Source organism: Streptomyces sp. NPDC048197 (assembly GCF_043202395.1).
Lineage (GTDB): Bacteria > Actinomycetota > Actinomycetes > Streptomycetales > Streptomycetaceae > Streptomyces > Streptomyces siderophoricus.
This window is the reverse complement of the sequence record NZ_JBIDAJ010000026.1, coordinates 63,508-85,033: the sequence shown is the minus strand read 5'-3', so window position 1 is coordinate 85,033 and position 21,526 is coordinate 63,508. Positions and strand designations below refer to the sequence as shown.

Below are 21,526 nucleotides of genomic sequence, written 5' to 3'. Positions count from 1 at the left end.
CGAGCTCGTACGATAACCGCCGTACTACGGCAGGTGTCAAACTACGATGCTTCTCGTACAATGAGCCTGCGGACCGGGCGCCAGGTCCCCGGAACCCGTCAGAGCGGGCCCGCAGACCCCACAGGAGCCGTCATGCCGACCGATACGACTTCCCCGGGCGCCGTGCCGGGATCGCGCGCGCTCGCGCACCCGGACCGCGAGGAGATCCGGCTCGCCGACGTCCTGCACGCCCTCGCCGACCCGATGCGGCTGCGGATCGTGTGCCGGCTCGCCGCCGCCGACGGCGAGCTGAGTTGCGCGGACATCGAGCTCCCGGTCAGCAAGTCGACCTGTACGCACCACTACCGGGTGCTGCGGGAGAGCGGCGTGATCCAGCAGTTGTACCGGGGTACGGCCAAGATGAACGGGCTGCGCTCGGCCGACCTGGAAGCGCTCTTCCCCGGCCTGATCGACGGCGTCCTGCGGGCCGCAGACCGCCAGGAGCGCCGGCTCGGGGGACGGTAGACCCACCCCGCGCCGGCGCGCCCCCGCCGCACCGTTCTGCGCCGCCCCGCCCCGTTCCGGCAGGTCATGTTGCCGCCCGGGCCGCCTCCAACAAGCCCGCCCAGTCCGGCAGTTTGACCGTGCCGCGCCCCATCCCCTGGCCCCATGCCGCCTCGGCGGCCTCGATGGCGAGCCAGCCCGGCCACAGGACCGGCCGCTGCCCCGCCCGGATCAGCGCGGCCACCGGGTCCCCGGCCGTCGCCCGCCCCGCCGATGCGGCCGCGTCCGCCAGCAGCGACCGCGCGGTCTCCTTGGCGCACGGCCGGTTCGTGCCGATCACTCCCGTAGGACCCCGCTTGATCCAGCCCGCCACATAGACGCCGGGCAGCGGCGCCCCGTCCCGTAGCACCCGCCCCGCGCTGTGCGGCACCGTCCCGGTCGCCTCGTCGAACGGCAGCCCCGGCTGCGGCGTCCCCCGGTAGCCGACCGAGCGCAGCACCAACTGCCCCTCGATCTCCTCGAATCGGCCGGCCCCGGTGACCCCGCCCGACCCGTCGGGCGCGGTCCGTTCGAACCGGACTGCCCGCACCCCGCCGGCGTCCCCGAGGATCTCCACCGGCCGCAGGAAGAACCGCAGATGGATCCGGCGCCGCCGGCCCACCGGAGCGCCGCCGCCGGCCGGCTGCTCCGCCCAGCCGCGCAGCACCTCGACGTTGCGCCGGGCCACCGCCGGCAGCCCGGCCGGGTCGCGGTACGCCGGATCCAGCGCCAGCTCCTCCGGCCGCACCAGCACCTCGGTGCCCGGCAGCGACCCCAGCTCGCGCAGCTCCTTGGTCGTGAACTTGGCCTGGGAGGGCCCGCGTCGGCCCACCATCCACACGTCCTCGACCCGGCTGTCCGCGAGCGCGCCCAGCGGACCCTGCGGCATGTCGGTGGCGGCCAGCTCGGCGGCCGCCCGCGAGAGCATCCGTGCCACGTCCACCGCCACGTTCCCCACCCCGATCACGACGGCCGACCGCGCCGTGAGGGCGAAGCGGGTCGCGGCAGCGTCCGGGTGCGCGCTGTACCAGGCGACGAAATCGGTGGCCGGATGGCTGCCGGGCAGGTCCTCACCGGGGATGCCCAGATGCCGGTCGGTGGCCGCGCCCACGCAGAACACCACCGCGTCGAAGATCTCCCGCAGCTCCTCGACCCCCAGCCCCGGAGCCCCTGCCTCCACGTTCCCCACGAAGTGCACCCGCGGGTGCTCCAGCACCGTACGCAGGGTGTTCTGCAGCGATTTGATCTTCTCGTGGTCGGGCGCGACCCCGTAGCGCACCAGGCCGTACGGGCACGGCAGCCGGTCCAGGACGTAGACCTCGATGTCCGGCACGGCCTCCTGCTCGATGAGGGACTGGGCGGTGTAGGCGCCGCTGGGTCCCGAACCGATCACTGCGACACGAAGCACGAGTGGCCCCTTCCGCGGGATAACCCCAGGATCGCACCGGCGGGCGCGCGACGGGAGATGCGCTATCGGGGTTGCTCCCGGTGGGATGAGCGTGCCGCGCTACTGGGCCGGGTGGGCTGGAGGCTAGGTTTTCAATGTGTCGGAAAGTGACTTTTATACCGTTAATCACCGATATGAAGCCCAGGGCGCGCCACGGGAGTGGCCCACGTGGGAGCTGCAGGCGCACGGCTCGGCCGCGCCCGCCCGCACGCCCGCCGCACCGGACGAGCCGGCCGGCCCGACCGCACCCCGGCCCGACCCGCTGGGCCCCTGGTGCAGCGCCCGGCTGACCTTCGCCGACGGCGCCCGCATCGACGTCCTCGTGACGGTCTCCGACGACCACATCACCGTCGAGGACGTACGGGCCGATCCACCGCTCACCCTGGACGGTCTCGCCGACCTGGCCCGCTGGATCGAGGGCCCCCTGGACGACGCCTTCCGGGCGGCCACCGGACGCCCGCGGAAGCACCGCCCGACACCCCGCCAGCCCGGCCCGGCCGCCGGATCACCGGAGCGGATGGTGCGCCCGGCCGGCGCAGCCACCACCGGCCCGGCACAGAGCCCACCGGCCGGCCCGGCACCCGCGCCGACGGCTGCCGTGGGGGACACCTCGGCGACCGGCCCGACGGCCGGCACGGCCGGCGCGGCAGCCCCCTCGCCGGCCGGCCGGACCGCCGGTGCGCCGGACGCCCCGCTGACCGATCCGCCGGCGGAACGGCCGGCCGAGGGACCGACGGCGCCCACGGGGTCGACGACGGGCCCGGCCCGCGCCATCGGAGCGACGACCGGCGTCACCGAACCGCCGGCGCCGCTCGACGGGCAGCCGGCCGACCCGGCAGCGGACGCGCACGGCGGCGAGCGGGCCCAGGCGGAGGCGGAGGCGGAGGTGGAGGCAGGGGACGGGGCCGAGGTCGAGGCCGAGGCAGCGGACCGTGCCGAGACAACGGAGCGGGCCGCAAAAGAAGCCGGCGAGGTGACGACGAAGGGGGACGCGAAGGAGGGGGACGCGTCGGAGGCGCGCACCCGCCCGGCGCCGCTCGCCCGGAAGCGGGTCGCCGAGCGCCGCAAGCTCGCCGCGGACGCCTACCGGCAGGCCCAGCGCGAGGGGCGCGACCCGGTGCTGGCCGTCATGCTCGCCACCGGACGCAACCGCCGGCGCTCACTGCGGCTGATCGCCGGCGCCCGCGACGAGGGCCTCTTGACGCCACGTCACAACAAGCGCTGACACGCCCCCCGCGCCCCCACGACCTACGACCGCCACACCACACCCACCGAACTTCCGCCGCCACTCCCCGCCTCAACTACCCGCCAACTGCGGGGAGTTGTCGCGCGGCCGGGTCACCGCGGCGGGCTGCTCGCCCGGCGGTACCCCCAGCTCCCAGTCCAGTCCGTACCGCTGGAACAGCTCGGCCCGCAGCCGGGCCCGCGGCATCGGGGCCCCCGGCAGCAGCATCGGCACCACCGAGCCCATCAGCAGGGCCCGCAGCAGTGGATAGTCGGTGTCCGGGTCCGTGGAGCCGTACGCCACGACCGTCTCCCGCAGCAACTGCGCCAGCCGCTGCTGCTCGGGACACTGGATGAACCCCTCGGCCGTCAGGATGTTCGCCATGTGCGTACGCATCAGCAGTGCCCGGTCGTGCGCCAGTCCGAGGATCGCGTCGATGGCCCGGGCCAGCAGTTCCCGTCCCGCGCCCGGCCCGTTGGGCCGTGGTTCGCGCTCCAGCGCCGCCTGCAGGGTCAGGTGCATCAGCCGGTGCACCGCGGACTGCAGCAGCTGTCGCTTACTGGGGAAGTAATACGAGATCAGCCCACGCGCCGCGCCGGCCCGCTGGGCGATGTCCCCGAGCGTCGTCGCCTCGTACCCGCGCTCCCCTACCAGATCAACCGTCGCTTGCAACAGCCGCTCGCGGGAGCGCCGCCGCAATTCTTCATTGACCGATGCGCTGCGGGGAGACATCCTGTAACTCCTGCGTTGACTGGCTGAGAGCCAATATACTCAGACAGCCACCGGAAGTCCGTCGGCTCGGGCGGAATCCGGAGAGCGGCCTGATTCGGGCGACGCGGGGGATCGCCCGAATCGGGTGGGGTCTGGCCGGGGTTGCCGTCAGGACCTGCGTATTGGCAGGTCACACGGGCTGACCCCGGCTCAGGCCGGATATACGGGGCGTATCTTGCCGGGCGAGGTCCGTTCGTACGGCGCCGGTTGCCTGGGCGCCGTTCCACGAGGGACCGGAAATCTCCGGTACGGAGGGGGGACCTTGTCGTGGTCTCTCGACGCGATCAGGCTCTCCGCGGAGACCGGAACCCGTCAGAGAGTGGCCTGACAGGCGGGCACTTCGTGCGCCGGCCCCGAGGACGCCGTGTCTGTTCAGGCCCGCATGCCGCCGTCGACCCGGAGGACCGTGCCCGTGACGTAGGAGGAGCGGTCGCTGAGGAGCCAGGCGGCGGCCTGGGCGACCTCTTCCGGGTCGGCGGCGCGGCCCAGCGGGGTCTGGGCGTTGAGCTGATCGATGATGCCGGGGGCCTTCTCGTCCCATTCGTGCAGCATCTCGGTGAGCGTGGTGCCGGGCGCTATGGCGTTGACGCGGATGCCTTCCGGGCCGTAGGTGGCGGCTGCCGAGGCGGTGAGGCTGTTGAGTGCCCGCTTCGCCGCACCGTAGGCGGGCAGCCAGGGGTTGGCCATCAGGGCGCCGACGCTGGAGGTGTTGACGATGGCTCCGTGCCGCGCGGTGGCGCGGATCGCGGCGATCTCGGCGTTCATGGCCAGCCACGGGCCCTTGAGATTGACCGCGCAGACGCGGTCGAAATCGGCCTCCGACAGCTGGTCCATCGGGCCGGGCGGCTGGTCCGTCGCGCCGTTGTTGAAGGCCACGTCGAGCCGGCCGTACAGCTCCACCGCCCGGTCGACGGCGGCCCGGATGCTCGCCGGGTCGGCGAGGTCGCACACCACGTGGTCCGCGGTGCCGCCGGCCGCCCGGATCTCCTCGGTGACCGCCTTGAGCTGGCTCTCCGTACGGGCCGCGAGGAGCACCCGGGCCCCCTCCCGGGCGAACAGCCGGGCCGCCGCCGCGCCGATGCCGCGACCGGCACCGGTGAGGAAGGCGACCTTGCCGGCGAGCAGGCCACATGCCCCCGATGTCCCGGAAGTCCCCGAGGACGCAGAGGGGCCGGAGGTCTGTGAGGTCGTGGTGGTGATCGGTGTGTTGTTCATGCCGACGAGCCTGGGTCCGGCCGCCCCGCGGATCCAGGCACCGGCAGTACCTGGCTGGGCGGCGCGGCGCCCCCGCACACTGGGGGGATGGATCGACGAGACCTGGCCGGTTTCCTGCGCAGCAGACGTGAACGCATCACCCCCGCCGACGTGGGGCTGCCCGCCGGGCCGCGCCGCCGTACCCCGGGGCTGCGCCGCGAGGAGGTGGCGCAGCTGGCGTTCATCTCGACCGAGTACTACACGCGCCTGGAGCAGGCGCGGGCCCCGCACCCGTCCCGCGAGGTGCTGGCCCAGCTCGCCCGCGCACTGCGCCTGTCGGACGCCGAGCGCGACCACCTGCACCACCTCGCCGGTGCCCCGCCCGGGCCCCCGCCGGGGCCCTCGCGGGAGGTGCGGCAGAGCATCGTCGACCTGCTGCAGCGGCTGCCGGAGGCCGCGGCGCTGGTGCTGTCGGCGACGTACGAGGTCATCGCCTGGAACGAGCTGGCCGCGGCCCTGATGGAGGACTTCTCCGCCCTCTCGCGCCGGGACCGCAATCTGATCCGGCGCGCCTTCCTCGGCCCCCACCGGGACGACCGGCGGCTGTACGGCGTCTCGGACGCGGACGAGTTCGCCCGGACCTCGGCCCAGCACCTGCGCGCCGCCGCGGCCCGCTACCCCCACGACCCGGAGGTGACCGGCCTGGTCGAGGAACTCCTCGCCGGCAGCGAGGAGTTCGCCCGGCTCTGGGCCGCGCACGACGTCACCGACCGTCCCACCTTCTGCAAGACCTTCGCGCATCCCCTCGTCGGCCCGGTGACCGTGCGCTGCGACGTCCTGGACATCGCCGACCGGGACCAGCGCGTCGTCATCTACACCGCCGCCCCCGGCTCACCGTCGGAAGAGGCGATGCGGCTGCTGTCGGTCGTCGGGACACAGCGGATGGAGGTCTCCGGCTGACCGGCCGGCGACGGGCGCGGGCGTCCGCCCGGTGAACTGCCGGGAAACTCTCGGACTCTGTCCGGGGGAAGGGGTGTTCGGAGGCGGGACGCTGCCTAGCATGGAGGCCGGCGCCGTCCGGTGGGGAGGAGACCCGGCCGGGTGACGCCGAGCTCGCCGGGGCAGGGACCGGGACCAGCACGAAGGCCAGGAGCAGCATGGGTGCCACCGCTCGGACCAGGGCCGTCGGTGGTGTGCTCGTGGTCGGTGGGCTGCTGGCCGGGCTGTTGCTGACCGGTGGGGCGGACGGCGCGGAGGCGGGGCGGACCGCGCCGGACGGGTTGCCGCACACCGGCATCGAGGTGTCGCCCGGCGGCTGCGGCCGCGGATGGCAGCACCCGCGCCCCGGGCTCCAGGTCTTCGACCTGCACAACACCTCCGACACCGCCGCCGAGGTCTACCTCAAGGACCCCGCCGACGGCTCCGTCCACGGCGAGGTGGAGGGCATCGGGCCCGGCACCACCCGCCAGTTGCGGGTCCGGCTGGGCCGGGGCGCGTACGCCTTCATGTGCCTGCCGGACGACGCGCACGCGGTCACCGGACCGACGGTGCGGATCGCGGGCGGCGGCCCGCCCGGCCCGGCCGCGGCCCCGGTCACCGAGCACGATCTGATCCCCCCGGCGCTGGCCTACCAGAAGTGGGTCGCCAAGGGCCTGGACGGCCTCGTCGGCCGGACCGGGCGGCTGCGGGACGCGCTGGCGGACGGCGACCGCGCGGCGGCCGAGGACGCCTGGCTGTCCGCGCACCTCGCCTACGAGCGGCTGGGCGCCGCCTACGGGGCGTTCGGCGACGCGGACGGGAAGATCAACGGCACCACCGCCGGCCTGCCGGACGGCGTCCGGGACCCGGCCTTCACCGGCTTCCACCGGATCGAGTACGGACTGTGGCACGGCCGGTCCACGGTATCCCTGCGCGGACCGGCCACCGCACTCGCCGACGCCGTCAAGGCGCTGCGGGACGACTGGGCCGAGGCCCGGATGGAACCGGCGGACCTCGGCCTGCGGGCCCACGAGATCCTGGAGAACACCCTCCAGTTCGAGCTGACCGGGCGGACCGACTACGGCAGCAGAAGCAACCTCGCCACCGCCCGCGCCAACCTCGACGGCACCCGCGCCGTGCTCGCCCGGCTGCGCCCCCTGCTCGTCCCCCGGTACCCCGAACTGCCCGCGCTGGAGCGGCAGTTGGACCGGGCGGAGGAACTGCTCGACGGCTTCCGGCGGGACGGGCGCTGGACGCCGCTGGAGCGACTCGACCGCCGGCAGCGGGAGCGTACCGACGCGGTGCTGGGAGACCTGGTGGAACGGCTGGCGTCGGTGGCGACGCTGTGCGACGCGCGCAGAACGGTGTGAGCGGAATGAGTGGCGTGAACGGAGTCGGCAGACGGGGATTCCTGCGGGGCGCGGCCCTCGCCGGGGCCGGGCTGGCGGCCGGCGGTGCGGCGCCCGCGCAGGGTTCGCCGGGGACCGGCGTCACGGTACCGGTGCCCGGCCCCGCGCTCGGGACCGCGGCCGCACCCCCGGTGCCGTTCCACGGGCCGCACCAGGCCTCCGTGCTCGCCCCGCCCCGCCGGGTCACGGCCTTCACCGCGTTCGACGTCACGGCCGTCGACCGCCGGGAGCTGGCCGAGTTGTTGCGCACCCTCACCGCCCGGGCCCGTGCCCTGAGCGACGGCGGCACACCCGCGGACCCGGGCATCACCGGCCCGCCCGCCGACTCGGGCCTCCTCGGACCGCGGCTCCCCGCCGGCGCGCTGACGGTGACGGTCGGCGTGGGCGCGGCCCTCTTCGACGACCGGTTCGGACTGCACGGCCGGGCGCCGCGCCGCCTCAAAGTCATGCCGACCTTCCCCGACGACGACCTCCGCCCCGAGTGGTGCCACGGCGATCTGAGCCTCCAACTGTGCGCAGACGACACCGACACCGTGCTGCACGCCCTGCGGGACATCGCCCGGCACACCCGGGGCGGCATGCAGGTGCGCTGGCGGATGGACGGCTTCAGCAGCCCGCCCCGCCCCTCCGGCACGCCCCGTAACCTCATGGGCTTCAAAGACGGCACGGCCAATCCGGACGCCGGGTCCGGCCGGGAGATGGACCGGCTGGTCTGGGCCGGCCGGGACTCCGGCGAACCGGCCTGGGCGGTCGGCGGCAGCTACCAGGTGGTGCGGCTGATCCGCATGCTGGTGGAGTTCTGGGACCGGGTGTCGCTGACCGAACAGGAGCGGATGTTCGGCCGCAACCGCGAGACCGGAGCGCCCCTGGACGGCGACCACGAACACGACACCCCGCACTACCCCGGCGACCCCAAGGGCGACGTCATCCCGCTGGACAGCCACATCCGGCTGGCCAACCCGCGCACCGCGGCCACCGACGGCCAGCGGATCCTGCGCCGCTCGTACAACTACGACCAGGGCGTGGACCGCAACGGCAACCTGGACATGGGCCTGCTGTTCTGCTGCTACCAGCGCGACCTGGCCGCCCAGTTCGAGGCCGTGCAGCACCGGCTCGCCGGCGAACCGCTGACGGACTACCTCACCCCGTTCGGGGGCGGCTACTTCTACGCCCTGCCCGGTGTCCGCGACACCTCGGACTGGTACGGCCGGGCCCTGCTCACCTGACCGGCGGCCGCAAAGGGTCAACACCCGGTCAAGCTTTGGCCCGGCTTACCTGACTGAGTGTTCACCCGCCCGTCATCATGGCTCTGCCGAGCCGCTGCCCGCCCGGCCGAGCATCCGGGCGTACAGCACGACCACGTCCCCGTCCGGAGGGTGAACGAGCATGGCAAGCAGGGGAAGACGACCGGCGATAAGGACCCTGGGGGCCCTCGCGGGGGCCGCGGCCCTCACCGTCCTGGGCACCACGGCGCCGTCCTGGGCCGCTGGGCACCAGCCCACCCCCTCCCGAACGGCCACCCCCATCAAGCATGTGGTCGTGCTCTTCGACGAGAACATCTCGTTCGACCACTACTTCGCGACGTACCCCAAGGCCGCGAACACCGACGGCACCCGCTTCACGCCGTCCCCGCGCACACCCCGGGACATCGACAACCTGCGCACCGCAGGTCTGCTCAAGCACAACCCCAACCAGTACGCCCCCAAGCGGCTGACCCCGCAGCAGGCCATGACCTGCGACCAGAACCACGACTACGGGCCCGAGCAGTACGCCTACAACGGCGGCAAGGCCGACCGGTTCGTCCAGAACACCGACTCGGGCAAATGCTCCGGCGGCCTCTTCGGCGAGCCCGGACTGGTGATGGACTACTACGACGGCAACACCGTCACCGGGCTGTGGAACTACGCCCAGCACTACGCCCTCAACGACCGCTCCTTCAGCACCACTTACGGCCCCTCCACCCCCGGCGCCCTCAACCTGGTCTCCGGGCAGACGCACGGCGTCGTCTCCATGGACCCGGCCTCCAGCACGGAAAACCCGCGGCAGACCGACAAGCCCGACCCGCACGCCGTGCACTCGCCCGACGCGCACGGCGTCGGCACGATCATCAGCGACCCCGACCCGGCCTACGACGACTGCTCCAACAAGGACCACACCGGCAAGAACGCGCTCGCCGCGATGCAGGGCCGCAACATCGGCGACCTGCTCACCGCGCGGCACGTCAGCTGGGGCTGGTTCCAGGGCGGTTTCCGGCCCAGCACCGCATGGGACGGCCAGGACGGCCACTACGCGAAGTGCGGCGGCACCACGCACTCCAACGTCGGGGGCGCGGCGGTCGTCGACTACAGCCCGCACCACGCGCCGTTCCAGTACTACCGGTCCACGGCGAACCCGCACCACCTGCCGCCCAAGAGCGTCGACGAGATCGGCCACGCCGGACCGGCCAACCACAACTACGACCTGACCGACTTCGACGCCGTGCTGAAGGCGGGCAAGCTGCCGGCGGTCAGCTTCGTCAAGGCCCCCGAGTACCAGGACGGCCACGCCGGTTACTCCGACCCGATCGACGAACAGCACTTCCTCGTCGACCGGATCAACCGCATCCAGCAGTCGCCGCAGTGGAAGGACACCGCCGTCGTCATCGCCTACGACGACTCCGACGGCTGGTACGACCACGCCTACGTCAAGCCGCGCAACGGCTCGAAGGACACCTCGACCGACTCCAACGGCAAGGCCCTCGACAGCCCGGCCTGCCAGGCGGGTCCCGCGGCCGCCGGCGGCTATGCGGACCGCTGCGGCCCCGGCACCCGGCAGCCGCTGCTGGTGGTCTCGCCGTACAGCAAGGTCAACACGATCGACCACACCCGCACCGAGCAGACCTCGATCATCAAGTTCATCGAGGACAACTGGCGCACCGGCCGGATCGGCGACGCCGCCTTCGACAGCCGGGCCGGCTCCCTGAGGAACATGTTCGACTTCCGGCACCCCAACAACAAGCAGGTGCTGCTCGACAAGGACGGCTCGGTCAGGTCCGTCGGCCCGATCCGGCACATCGCCCCGATGGCGGCCACCATCGACCCGGGCCCGGCCGTGCAGGACACGGCCGCGACCACCGACTCCGCCTTCCCCCTGCTGCCGGCCGCGATCGGCGCCGCGGTGGTGGCGGGCGGGGTGACTGCCACCGCCCTGGTGCTGCGCCGCCGCCGGGCCGGCGGAGCCGCCTGACCCTGTAAGCGAACCCGGCGGCCGCGTCCCACGGGACGCGGCCGCCGGCGCGTTCGCTGCCGAACGGGAGGTCGCCGCCGGGGTGGCCGGGGGGCCGGTTGCCGTGGACCGGTGGAGCGGGGCACCTGGCCGACAATTCCGGTTGCCGGGTCGGCAAAGGAGGAGAGGCGGCCTCATCTGCCGGGCTCTAGCGTGAAGAGAGGGCCGACGCTGTGCTCCGTTCGGAGCACACGGCACGAAGCACAGGCCACGGAGCGAGGGGTGAACGGGATGACCGAGGTCACCGAGCACGGGTCGCGGAACGCCGGGACCCTCGGACGCACGACCATCGCCGACGGGGTGGTGACGAAGATCGCCTACCTGACGGCCGGTGATGTGGTCGGTGTGCACGCCCTGGGCAGCGGGCTCGCGCGGTCCGTCGGCGAGCTGCGCAGGCGGGTGCCCGGCGGAGGGTCGGGCGGCACGCACGGGGTCAAGGTCGAGGTCGGCGAGAAGCAGACCGCCATCGACCTCGACATCATCGCCGAGTACGGCGAAGTGATCCCGGACGTCGCCCAAGCGGTCCGCGAGCAGGTCATCGCCACGGTCGAGCGGATGACCGGTCTCGAAGTCGTGGAGGTCAACATCGCGGTGAGCGATGTGAAACTCCCCGACGAGGAGGAAGAAACGGCCGAGCGGGTCCGGTAGGCCCGGTCCGCGGCAGTCATGCCGGGTGGACGCCATGCCATGACGCCACCCGGCGACGGCCGGCGCGGCCGCCTCAGTGCCCGGTCAGCGACTCCGCGCCGGGCAGCGCGCACACCGCCATACCGCGTTGGGCGACGCTGGCCAGGACCAGCCGGCTGCCCGTACGGCAGACCGCGGTGACCATCCGGTACGGCGACCTGGCGGCCCGCAGGTCCCACACCCGGTGCCCGTCCGGGCGGATGCCCAGCACCCGTACGGTCGGATGCGGCGGCGGGACGGGACGTACCCGCCGCATCGTCCGCCAGGCCGCCCGCCGCACCGGGTGGGGGAGGGCGTGCACCAGCTCCAGGGCCGGTTGGCGCGGCCCGGCGAGGGCCACCCAGAAGACGCCGTCGTCGGCGAGGGAGATGTTGTCGGGGTGACCGGGCAGGTCCGCGGCCAGGAGCTCGCAGTGGCCGGCCCGCGGCCCGGTGAGCCGGTAACGGCGCAGCCGGCGGGCTCCGGTCTCGGCCACGAGGAGGAACGACCCGTCCGGCGCCAGCGCCACACCGTTGGCGAACTGCAGCCCTGACAGCAGGACTTCGGGCCTGCCGCCGGGGCGCAGCCGCAGCAGCCGGCCCGTCCCGAGGTGCTCCACGATGTCGCCGGGCCACTCGTCCAGGCCGTAGCGGCGGCTGGAGACGGTGAAGTAGACCGTGCCGTCCGGTGCCGCGGTGACGTTGCTGCAGAACCGCAGCGGCTCACCTGCCACCTCGTCGGCCAGCACCCGGACCGTCCCGTCCCCGGTCGTGAGCTGCAGCAGACCGCGGTAGGCGTCGCAGACGAGCAGCTCGCCACCGGGGAGCGGATGCAGACCGAGCGGCCGGCCGCCGGTGTGGCCCACGACCTCCGCCCGGGCCGACCGCGCCGCCCGGTCGGCCGCACCCGCCTCCGGCAGCCGCACCCGCCAGATCGTGCCGTCCGCGGCTCCCGCCAGGACGTTGCCGTCGGCGTCGGCCACCACGTCCTCGGGCCCGTCGATCTCGGGAGCGACGATCCGCGCCGGCGGGAGCGGCAGCGGCCCCCCACTGGCGGCCCGCCGCCCCTGGACCGCGCTCACCGGCCGCGCCGGAGCCGGGCCGCCTTGACGCACCGGGTCATCTCCTCCGCGTACGGCAGCACGATGCAGGCGCCGATGCCGAGGCCGATGCCGGCCAGATAGCGGGCGGACAGCGGGTTCTCCTTGGGCAGCAGCTTCCAGTCGCCGGGCCTGCGGCCGCCGCGCAGCGTGGCCCGGGCCTGGTCGGAGTGGAGCGTGCACAGGAACGCCAGCGCGGTCAGCGGCAGGACCTCCAGGAAGCTGTGGATGTGCTGCTCGACCGGGTGCAGCTCGCGCTCGCCGTCCGCCAGGCCGACGTCCCACAGGGCGGTGGCGGCGTGCGCCAGCGCGGCACCGCCCATCACCGTCAGGACCAGCGGATTGATCTTGGCCAGCAGGCCCATCGCGACCGGCACCCCGGCCTCGGTCATCATCAGCGCGTGCACCGCCGATTCCCGCACCCCGGTGGTGTCCTCGATGCGGGTGCGCCGGTGCATGGCCCAGTCCGCCACCGCCGGGACCAGCCACAGCGGCATCACGCCGTACAGCAGGAACCGGCGGTTGGCGTCGTCGACGTCCATCGGCCGGCGCGACACGGCGGGCGCGGCGGACCGGCGCAGGCCGCGCCAGGCCCGGGCGACCGGGCTCTTCTTGAGGTCCATGCTTAGGTTTCCTCCTCCAATCGGATCGCCTTCCTCAGGTCCTCCGCGGCCTTTCCGCCCTCGCCCTCGCGGGATTCCAGCAGCGCGGCCGCCAGAGCGTCGAGTTTCCGCTGGATCGCGTGTTCCGCCCGCAGCTCGGAGTTCTTGAGCAGGGCGAGGAGAAGCAGCGTCACCGCGGTCATGAAATCCCCCGCCAGCAGCTGCCACGCCAGTGACAGATGGGCGAGGTGAACGGCGAGGAACAGGGCGATCAGGATGAGGCAGAGCACGAAGAAGAGCGGGGAACTGGTGAAATGCGAGGCCTTTTCGGCCAGTTCGGCGAACCGCCCCCGTTCCTTGCCGCCGCGGTTCACGGGATGACGAAGGGACATGGCTCCTGGATACTCGATGGGCCGCCACGGGCGGAGACCGCCATGCCGCCGGCCGGCCCGGCAATTTCACCCGCCCGGCCCTTTCCGTCGTTCAAGCGCCGGGTCCGGTCACTTGAGCAGGGACGACTCCAGCCGGGCCAGCAGCGCGGCCGGTCCTTCGTAGACCTCCTGCGCACCGGCGTCCAGCAGCTCGTCGCGGCCGTAGCCGCCGGTGAGCACGCCCACGCAGGGCACCCCGGCCCGGGCACCGGCCTTCATGTCCCAGACCGTGTCCCCGACGAAAACCGCCCGGTCGGGCTCGGTGCGGGCCTGCGCCAGCGCCTGTTCGACGAGGTCGGGGGAGGGTTTGCTGGACTCCACGTCGTCCGCGCCGGTGACCGCGGTGAGCGCGTCCTCGGCGTCCAGCGCGGCGCGCATGGCGCTCAGTTCGCCGCCGCCCGCCGAACTCGCGAGCACCACCGTCCAGCCGCGTCCGGCGCAGGCCCGCAGCAGCTCGGCGGCGCCCTCCAGCGGCGCCAGACGGGACCAGTACTCGGCGAAGAGCGTCTTGTGCGCCGCGCTGATCGCGGCATCGCCCTCGCGGTCCCGGTCCGGGCCCAGCAGATGACCGATGAGGTGGTCGGCGCCCATGCCGACGGTGCGGTGGATGGCGGCCGTCGGCACCCGGTGGCCGGCCTGGCGGAACGCCTCCCACCAGGTGACGGCGTGCAGATAGGTGCTGTCGACGAGGGTGCCGTCCATGTCGAACAGGGCGGCTCTGCGGTCCGCGGTCATGGGTGCGCCTCCTTCTGAGCGGCGGGGCTGGTCACAGGTGCCGATCGCCGGGCCGCCCTACTCGCGGCGCCGGGACTCGATGCCGTTGCCCTTCAGCTCGTGCGGTGTGCGCCGGTGGTCGGTCCGGGGGAGTTCATCGGGCTCGCGGCGCTCCACGACGTCCCCCACGGGCTCGCCGTGCGGCAGCCGCGGATGCGACTCGGGGTGCGGCGGGCCCGGCTCGCGCTTCCTGATGCGCCGGCCCCAGACGAACGCCGCGAGCAGCAGGGCGACGACGAGGACCCCGACGATCGTGAGCAGGGCGCCGCTCGTCCCGTGACCGGCGGCGAGGTGCGCGGACAGATGCGTCGTTTCCACGGTCAGCGTCTCCATTCCGGGCGGATACCCGGCACCTGCCCGAACAAGCGCCGTTATTACGCGGTCAGGGCCTTGATGAGGTCACCCCGGTTCCTCGACGAACGGCCGGGAATACCGGCCTCGACGGCGAGTTCATAGAGCTCCGATCCGCACGGACGTGCCAGGGCCCTGGTCCTCTCCATGGCACGACCGATCGGCGGTGATCGCATCCCAGCGCGGGCCGGCCGCCGGATCCCGGGCCGGTCCCCAAGACGGGCCCTAGCGCGGCACCCGGGCCACCTCCGGTGTCTCGGTGTCCAGCGGCACCGACCAGGAGCGCACCAGGCCGAGCTGGACGCCCTGGCGGGGCAGCACCGCGTCCAGGAGCCAGTCGGCGGCCACCCGCACCCGGTTCCCGGGCATCGCCATCAGGTGGTAGCCGCGGGTGACGGCACTGGCGAGCGGACCGGACAGCGGCACGTGCAGCGGGTTCGCGGCGGCCTGGACGCCGCCCAGGTCGACCATGAACCCCAGGTCGTGGTGCTCGTACGCGCGCGCCGTGCCGTGGCCGCAGGACGCCGCCACATTGCGCGCCGCGACCTTGCCCTGCCGCTGGGCGTGCTGGGCGGTCATCGGCGTCACCTTGCCCGGCCGGGTCAGGTCCGGTACGGCCGCGGCGTCACCGCAGGCGAACACCTCCGGCCGGCCGGGCACGCCCAGGTACTCGTCGACGCACAGCCGCCCCCGGTCGGTGGGCAGCCCCATCGAGGCCACCAGCGGGTCCGGGCGGACGCCGACGCACCAGATCAGGCTGCGGCTGTCGATGAACTCGCCGTCGTCCAGCAGCACCCCGTCCGGGGTGGCCTCCTTCACCGACGTGCCGGTACGGACGTCCACCCCGCGGCCGCGCAGCACCCGCTCGGCGGTCTGCGAGAGCCGCTCGTCGAGCTCCGGCAGCAGCCGGTCGGCGATGTCCAGCAGCAGCCAGCGCGGCCGTGGACCGTCCCGCAGTCCGGTGTTCTGCCGGGCCAGGGCATCGGTGAACAGCACGCCGTGGGCGGCGACTTCGGTACCGGTGTAGCCCGCCCCGACGACCACGAAGGTGGTCCTGGCGGCCCGTTCGGCCGGGTCCTCGGCCGCTCCGGCCAGTTCGCACTGGCGGGTGATGTGGTCGCGCAGGTAGAGCGCCTCGGGCATCCCGCGGAAGCCGTGGGCGTGCTCGGCGACACCGGGGATGGGCAGCAGTTTGTTGACGCTGCCGACGGTGAGCACCAGCCGGTCGTAGTCCAGCGTGCCCTCCCGGTCCTCCGGGTCGGTGTACGCCACCCGGCGGGCGTCCAGGTCCACGTCTTGGGCCTGCCCGAGGACGAGCCGGACGCCCGGCAGGGTCCCGGTCAGCGACACCGAGATCCGGCGCGGCTCCAGGATCCCGGCCGCCACCTCCGGCAGCAGCGGTACGTAGAGGAAGTAGTCATGGGGGTTGAGCAGCACGATCTCGGCGGCTCCCTTGGCCGTCCGGGAGAGGGTGCGGGCACATTCGTAGCCGGCGAAACCGGCTCCGACGATCACGATCCGAGGACGACGTCGATGCACGTGGACTCCTGCGGTCGAGGACGGTCAGCCTGTCGCTTGCGGTGTTTCCCGGCCGTCCGGGCGGGCGGTGGCCGGGTCCGGCCCCGGTCCGCCGGGCGGTTCCTTCGTGGCGCGCTGGGGGACGACGGTGTACGCCGGGTCCTCGGCGGAGGCGATCCCGGCGGCGAAGACGCCGAACCGGGTGCACGCCGACCCGGCCAGCAGGGCCAGCCCGGCGGCGACGGCCGCCGCCCGGGAGCGGCGGGCGGCGAGCGCCGCGGTCACCGCCCCGGCGCCGAGCAGCAGTTCCGCGCCGTGCAGCAGCCGCCCGGCCCGGCCCTCCCGGTAGGTCTCCGCCACCATCCCCAGCCGCCGCTTCGCCGCCCGGGACGCCGCCGCATCGGCGGCGGCGGCCAGTACGGCGGCGCAGCGCACGGGCGCGGTCTCGCGGGGCGGCGCCAGCACCAGTGCCATGCCGGAGGCCGCGGCGGTCGCGGAGGCCGCGAAGAGGTAGGGCAGTTCGCGGTGCGCGCCGTGCCAGGCCGGCACCGCGGTGTCGGCCGCGAGCACGGCGGTGTACGTGGCCACGGCCGGCCCCAGCACGGCGGCGGCCGCGGTGGCGGCGGCGCCGGCCCGCGGCAGCCGCCCGCCGACCGCGCACACCGCCGCCACCCCGGCCGCCGGCCCGTAGCCGCTGAGCAGCCAGGAACCGACGCTCATCGGCGAGGTCGGCTTGATGACGCGCAGCATGTTGGCGAACCGGGCGGGCCGGCCGAGGTCGTGGACGAGCGCCGCGGTGGACAGCGAGACGGCCGCCAGCGACGAGACCTTCATCCCCCTCGCCAGCGTGGTCCGGCCGGTCAGCTGGGCGCCCGCGGCGAGCACCGAGCCGGCGCCCGCCAGGCCGCCGAGGAAGAAGTACCCGGCGATGTCCCGGGCCGACCACGACGGCGCCTTGATGACCGGACGGCCGTAGTAGGAGTCGAACTCGGCGCGCGGGACCATGAGTTCCTCGCCCTTGCGGGACCGCCGTGCGCGCCGGTCACCCGGCCTTTCGGGCCGTGTCATCGCCGTCCCCTTCCTCGCAGCACGGCGGGCAGCGCGAAGGACAGCGCGAAACCGCCGGCCAGCGACAGCGCCGCCGCGCCGGCGTGCTTCCACATCGCGGGCAGGTCCCGGGTGGTGACCTGCGGGTCCGGCGGCAGCCCGTAGACCTCCGGCTCGTCCAGCAGCAGGAAGAACGCCCCGTCGCCGCCGACCCCGTCCGCCGGGTCGTGGCCGTAGAGGCGGGCCTGGTCCACCCCGGCCGCGTGCAGCTGGTCCACCCGCAGTGCCGCGCGTTCGCGCAGCTCGTCGAGCGGGCCGAACTGGATCGACTCGGTCGGGCAGGCCTTGGCGCAGGCCGGTTCCTGTCCTGCGCCGAGCCGGTCGTAGCAGAGCGTGCACTTGAACGCCCGGCCGTCGGAGGGGCGTTGCTCGATCACGCCGTAGGGGCAGGCCGGCACGCAGTAGCCGCAGCCGTTGCAGATGTCCTCCTGCACCACCACGGTGCCGAACTCGGTGCGGAACAGCGAGCCGGTCGGGCAGACGTCGAGGCAGGCGGCGTGGGTGCAGTGCTTGCAGACGTCGGAGGACATCAGCCAGCGCAGCTCGCCGCCGGCCGACTGGTCCGCGTCCCCGGCGAGCGGCAGCACCGTACGGCCCTCCGGCGCGGGCACCGGCGGCTGCGGTGTCGACTGCTCGATGAAGGCCACGTGCCGCCAGGTGGACGCCCCGAGCCCGGCGGTGTTGTCGTACGACATGCCGGTGAGCGTCAGCCCGTCCTCCGGGAGGGCGTTCCACTCCTTGCACGCCACCTCGCACGCCTTGCAGCCGATGCAGACGGACGTGTCGGTGAAGAACCCCACCCGGGGCGGGGCACCGGTGTGTCCGGCGTCCCCGGCCGGATCCGGCTCAGGGCCGCTGAGCAGGCTGTCGGTCATGGCCGTTGGTCCTCTCCGGTGTGCTCGGTGATGCCCGCGCGCCGCCGGTACTCCGCCACCAGGCGCGGCAGGGCGGGCCCGCGCGGCCGGCGGCCCGGGCGGATGTCGGCGGTGAGTGCCTTGTCCTCCTGGATGTGCGAGTTGGGGTCCAGCACGATCGCCATCAGCTCGTTGGCCGCGTCGCCGGTGACCACCCCGTTGGGGCCCCAGTGGAACGGCAGCCCGATCTGGTGCACCTCGCGGCCGTGCACGGTCAGCGTTCTGATCCGGTCGGTGACCGCCACCCGTGCCTCGATGGCGTTCCGGGCGGTGACGATCGTCGCCCAGCCGTTGTGCGTCAGCCCGCGCTCGGCGGCCAGCCGCGGGGACACCTCGCAGAACAACTCCGGCTGCAGCTCGGCGAGATGGGACGACCAGCGGCTCATCCCGCCCGCCGTGAAGTGCTCGGTCAGCCGGTGGGTGGTCAGGACGTACGGGAAGACCTCGGCGCCCGGCTCGTCGCCGCTGGGGTGGTAGCGGTTGCCCTCCCGGACGTACCGCTGTTGCGTGGGGGAGCGCGGCCGGTCGGGGTAGAGGGCGTTGCCGAACGGCGAGTCCTGCGGCTCGTAGTGGGTCGGCAGCGGCCCGTCGAGCAGCCCGGACGGGGCGAACAGCCAGCCCTTGCCGTCCGCCTGCATGATGAACGGGTCGTCGCCGCGCAACGCGTCCGGCCCGGTTGCCCCGGGCGGTGGTACGTGGTCCGGCGCCCGGTCGGGCACGAAGTCCGGCACGTCGTGGCCGGTCCAGCGGCCCGCGTCGGCGTCCCACCACACATACGCCTTGCGGGCGCTCCAGGGCGTGCCGTCGGGGGCGGCCGACGCCCGGTTGTAGAGGATCCGGCGGTTCGCCGGCCAGGCCCACGCCCACTCGGCGGCGACCCAGTCCTGCTCGGTGTGCGGGGTGCGGCGGGCCGCCTGGTTGACGCCGTCCGCGTAGACCCCGCAGTAGATCCAGCAGCCGCAGCGGGTCGAGCCGTCGTCCTTCAGCTCGGTGTAGGCACTCAGCGGGGCGCCGTCCGGTCCCTGCCCGTTGATCTCGGCGAGGACGGCGGCGGCGATCGGCTCCCGGTGGTCGCCCTCGACCGGATAGTCCCAGGTCAGGTCCTGCACCATGCGGTCCCGCGGATCGGTGGGCGCGGCCAGCTTCTCCTTGATGCGCCGGCCCAGGTGGTACATGAACCACAGGTCGCTGCGGGCGTCGCCGTCCGGCTCGACGGCGGCGTGGTGCCACTGCAGCCAGCGGTTGGTGTTGGTGAACGACCCGGACTTCTCGGTGTGCGAGGCAGCCGGCAGGAAGAACACCTCGGTCCCGATGTCCTCCGTGGCGAGTTCGCCGCTCTCGATCTCGGGCCCGTCCTGCCACCAGGTCGCCGACTCGATGAGCGAGAAGTCGCGGACCACCAGCCAGTCGAGGTTCGCCATGCCCAGCCGCTGCAGCCGGGTGTTGGCGGAGCCCACGGCAGGGTTCTCACCCATCAGGAAGTAGCCCTTGCAGACGCCGTCCAGCTGCGCCATCACGGTGTCGTAGGTGCTGTGCGAGCCGGTCAGCCGCGGCAGGTGGTCGAAGCAGAAGTCGTTCTCCGGGGTCGCGGCATCGCCGTAGTACGCCTTGAGCAGACTGACGAAGTACGCCCGCATGTCGCCCCAGAAGCCCTTGTCGGTGCGGCTCGCGGCGATGAAGGTGTCCAGGTCCTCGTGGGTGTGCGCGTGCGGCATCGGCAGGTAGCCGGGCAGCAGGTTGTAGAGCGTGGGGATGTCGCTGGAGCCCTGGATGGAGGCGTGGCCGCGGAGCGCCTGGATGCCGCCGCCGGGGCGGCCGATGTTGCCCAGCAGCAACTGCAGGACGCTCGCGGCGCGGATGTACTGGGAACCGGTCGCGTGCTGGGTCCAGCCGACCGCGTAGACGAAGGCGCTGGTCCGCTCCCGCCCGGAGTTCGACGTCAGCGCGTCGCACACCTGCCGGAACGTCTCGCGCGGGATCCCGCAGGTCCGCTCGACGAGCTCCGGGGTGTAGCGGGCGTAGTGCCGCTTGAGGATCTGGTAGACGCACCGGGGGTGGGTCAGGGTCGGGTCCCGCGGCGCTTCGGCGGCGGCCTGCGGACCGCCCGAGCCGTGTGTCTCGGCGTGGCCGGGGGCGTGGTGGGAGGCCCCGCGGAGGTCCTCCAGCCGGCGGTCGTGCAGCTGCTCGACGTCGCCGGCCGGGGCCTGGACGTCGGTGCCCTCGTACTGCCAGCTCGCCGGGTCGTAGCAGCGCCCCTCCTCGTCCAGGCCGGAGAACACGCCGCCCAGGTCCTCGGTGTCGCGGAAGTCCTCGCTGATCAGGGTGGCGGCGTTGGTGTAGGCGAGGACGTACTCGCGGAAGTCCTTCTCCTCGGACAGGACGTGGTGGATCAGCCCGCCCAGGAAGGCGAGGTCGGTGCCGGCCCGGATCGGCACGTGCAGGTCGCACAGCGCGCTGGTCCGGGTGAAGCGCGGATCGACGTGGATGATCCGGGCGCCCCGGGCCTTGGCCTCCATCACCCACTGGAAGCCCACCGGATGCGCCTCGGCGAAGTTCGAGCCCTCGATGACGATGCAGTCCGCGTGCTGGAGGTCCTGCATGAAGGTGGTCGCCCCGCCCCGCCCGAACGAGGTGCCCAGGCCCGCGACCGTCGAGCTGTGGCAGACCCGGGCCTGGTTCTCCACCTGGACCACGCCCAGCCCGGTCAGCAGCTTCTTGATCAGGTAGTTCTCCTCGTTGTCGAGGGTCGCGCCGCCCAGGCTGGCGATGCCGAGCGTGCGGGCCACCCGCTTGCCGTCCGCCTCCCACTGCCAGGTGTCCCGGCGGGTCTCGATCACCCGCTCGGCGATCATGTCCATGGCCGTGTCCAGGTCCAGCGGCTGCCAGTCGGTGCCGTACGGCCGGCGGTACAGGACCTGATGGCGCCGGGACGGCCCGGTCGTCAGCTGCAGCGTCGCCGAGCCCTTGGGGCACAGCCGACCCCGGCTGACCGGAGAGTCCGGGTCGCCCTCGATCTGGACCACCCGGTCGTCCTTGACGTACACCTGCTGTCCGCAGCCGACCGCGCAGTACGGGCAGACCGACTTCACCACCCGGTCGGCGGTCTCGGTCCGCGGCCGGAGCGCTTCGGTGCGCGCGGACATCGCGGCGCGTCCGCGGCCCAGCGGATCACCGCCGGTCAGCTGCCGGTACACGGGCCAGTCACGCAGCAGCCTCCCTACGCCCATGGCTCCTCCAAGCACCTCGCATCGTGC

19 protein-coding genes are annotated in these 21,526 nt (G+C 73.5%); 7 read left to right on the top strand and 12 right to left on the bottom strand.

What is annotated here, in order from left to right; translation table 11 throughout:
• Positions 1-132 precede the first annotated feature (132 nt).
• Positions 133-504 (top strand): ArsR/SmtB family transcription factor, encoded by a 372-nt coding sequence (locus ACGF4C_RS28480; RefSeq protein WP_393569758.1) that lies wholly within the window; start codon positions 133-135, stop codon positions 502-504.
• Between the two features lie 64 nt (positions 505-568).
• Here the strand turns inward: ACGF4C_RS28480 and ACGF4C_RS28475 are convergent, their stop codons facing one another.
• Positions 569-1,930, bottom strand: a complete 1,362-nt coding sequence (locus ACGF4C_RS28475) for an FAD-dependent oxidoreductase (RefSeq protein ID WP_393569756.1) — start codon at positions 1,928-1,930, stop codon at positions 569-571.
• Positions 1,931-2,066: 136 nt separating this feature from the next.
• Between ACGF4C_RS28475 and ACGF4C_RS28470 the strand changes: the two genes are divergently transcribed.
• On the top strand, positions 2,067-3,194 hold the full coding sequence (locus ACGF4C_RS28470; protein WP_393569754.1) for a DUF6214 family protein: 1,128 nt from the start codon (positions 2,067-2,069) through the stop codon (positions 3,192-3,194).
• Positions 3,195-3,266: 72 nt separating this feature from the next.
• Here ACGF4C_RS28470 and ACGF4C_RS28465 read toward each other — a convergent pair whose 3' ends face one another.
• Entirely contained in the window at positions 3,267-3,926 is a 660-nt protein-coding gene (locus tag ACGF4C_RS28465) for a TetR/AcrR family transcriptional regulator (protein WP_393569752.1), read from the bottom strand.
• Between the two features lie 411 nt (positions 3,927-4,337).
• Positions 4,338-5,180 (bottom strand): SDR family NAD(P)-dependent oxidoreductase, encoded by an 843-nt coding sequence (locus ACGF4C_RS28460; RefSeq protein ID WP_393569750.1) that lies wholly within the window; start codon positions 5,178-5,180, stop codon positions 4,338-4,340.
• An 87-nt stretch (positions 5,181-5,267) separates the two neighbouring features.
• Between ACGF4C_RS28460 and ACGF4C_RS28455 the strand changes: the two genes are divergently transcribed.
• The 5 genes from ACGF4C_RS28455 to ACGF4C_RS28435 all read left to right on the top strand — a co-directional run bounded on the left by ACGF4C_RS28455 (position 5,268) and on the right by ACGF4C_RS28435 (position 11,458).
• The gene (locus ACGF4C_RS28455; protein WP_393569748.1) at positions 5,268-6,119 is read left to right on the top strand and encodes a helix-turn-helix transcriptional regulator; all 852 of its coding nucleotides are present in this window, start codon (positions 5,268-5,270) and stop codon (positions 6,117-6,119) included.
• Positions 6,120-6,316: 197 nt separating this feature from the next.
• A complete protein-coding gene (locus tag ACGF4C_RS28450; protein WP_393569746.1) occupies positions 6,317-7,507 on the top strand; it encodes an EfeM/EfeO family lipoprotein in 1,191 nt (396 codons plus the stop codon).
• Positions 7,508-7,512: 5 nt separating this feature from the next.
• On the top strand, positions 7,513-8,772 hold the full coding sequence (gene efeB, locus ACGF4C_RS28445; protein WP_393569744.1) for an iron uptake transporter deferrochelatase/peroxidase subunit: 1,260 nt from the start codon (positions 7,513-7,515) through the stop codon (positions 8,770-8,772).
• Between the two features lie 160 nt (positions 8,773-8,932).
• The gene (locus ACGF4C_RS28440) at positions 8,933-10,771 is read left to right on the top strand and encodes a phospholipase C (RefSeq protein ID WP_393569742.1); all 1,839 of its coding nucleotides are present in this window, start codon (positions 8,933-8,935) and stop codon (positions 10,769-10,771) included.
• Positions 10,772-11,041: 270 nt separating this feature from the next.
• On the top strand, positions 11,042-11,458 hold the full coding sequence (locus ACGF4C_RS28435; protein WP_393569740.1) for an Asp23/Gls24 family envelope stress response protein: 417 nt from the start codon (positions 11,042-11,044) through the stop codon (positions 11,456-11,458).
• Positions 11,459-11,531: 73 nt separating this feature from the next.
• On the opposite strand, the gene ACGF4C_RS28430 is transcribed toward ACGF4C_RS28435, so the two are convergent.
• From ACGF4C_RS28430 to fdh, 9 genes are all read right to left on the bottom strand, one after another.
• Positions 11,532-12,557, bottom strand: a complete 1,026-nt coding sequence (locus ACGF4C_RS28430) for an SMP-30/gluconolactonase/LRE family protein (protein WP_393569738.1) — start codon at positions 12,555-12,557, stop codon at positions 11,532-11,534.
• Positions 12,554-13,198: a diguanylate cyclase gene (locus tag ACGF4C_RS28425; RefSeq protein WP_393569736.1), complete on the bottom strand. Its 645-nt coding sequence runs from the start codon at positions 13,196-13,198 to the stop codon at positions 12,554-12,556. Before ACGF4C_RS28425 ends, ACGF4C_RS28430 begins: the two co-directional genes overlap by 4 nt.
• A gap of 2 nt (positions 13,199-13,200) precedes the next feature.
• Positions 13,201-13,569 carry a low affinity iron permease family protein gene (locus ACGF4C_RS28420; RefSeq protein ID WP_362140778.1) on the bottom strand — a complete coding sequence of 123 codons (369 nt, stop codon included), beginning with the start codon at positions 13,567-13,569 and terminating at the stop codon, positions 13,201-13,203.
• A 108-nt stretch (positions 13,570-13,677) separates the two neighbouring features.
• Positions 13,678-14,343, bottom strand: coding sequence for an HAD family hydrolase (locus ACGF4C_RS28415; RefSeq protein ID WP_393569734.1), 666 nt, complete (start codon positions 14,341-14,343; stop codon positions 13,678-13,680).
• A 57-nt stretch (positions 14,344-14,400) separates the two neighbouring features.
• Positions 14,401-14,715: a DUF6479 family protein gene (locus ACGF4C_RS28410; RefSeq protein WP_393569732.1), complete on the bottom strand. Its 315-nt coding sequence runs from the start codon at positions 14,713-14,715 to the stop codon at positions 14,401-14,403.
• Positions 14,716-14,958: 243 nt separating this feature from the next.
• Complete coding sequence (locus ACGF4C_RS28405; protein ID WP_393569796.1) at positions 14,959-16,248, bottom strand: NAD(P)/FAD-dependent oxidoreductase; 1,290 nt, start codon at positions 16,246-16,248, stop codon at positions 14,959-14,961.
• Between the two features lie 48 nt (positions 16,249-16,296).
• Complete coding sequence (gene nrfD, locus ACGF4C_RS28400) at positions 16,297-17,319, bottom strand: NrfD/PsrC family molybdoenzyme membrane anchor subunit (RefSeq protein WP_393569730.1); 1,023 nt, start codon at positions 17,317-17,319, stop codon at positions 16,297-16,299.
• Positions 17,316-18,233 carry a 4Fe-4S dicluster domain-containing protein gene (locus ACGF4C_RS28395; RefSeq protein WP_393569728.1) on the bottom strand — a complete coding sequence of 306 codons (918 nt, stop codon included), beginning with the start codon at positions 18,231-18,233 and terminating at the stop codon, positions 17,316-17,318. The genes nrfD and ACGF4C_RS28395 overlap by 4 nt, the downstream gene beginning before the upstream one ends.
• Positions 18,230-21,499, bottom strand: coding sequence for a formate dehydrogenase (fdh, locus tag ACGF4C_RS28390; protein ID WP_393569726.1), 3,270 nt, complete (start codon positions 21,497-21,499; stop codon positions 18,230-18,232). The genes ACGF4C_RS28395 and fdh overlap by 4 nt, the downstream gene beginning before the upstream one ends.
• Positions 21,500-21,526 lie beyond the last annotated feature (27 nt).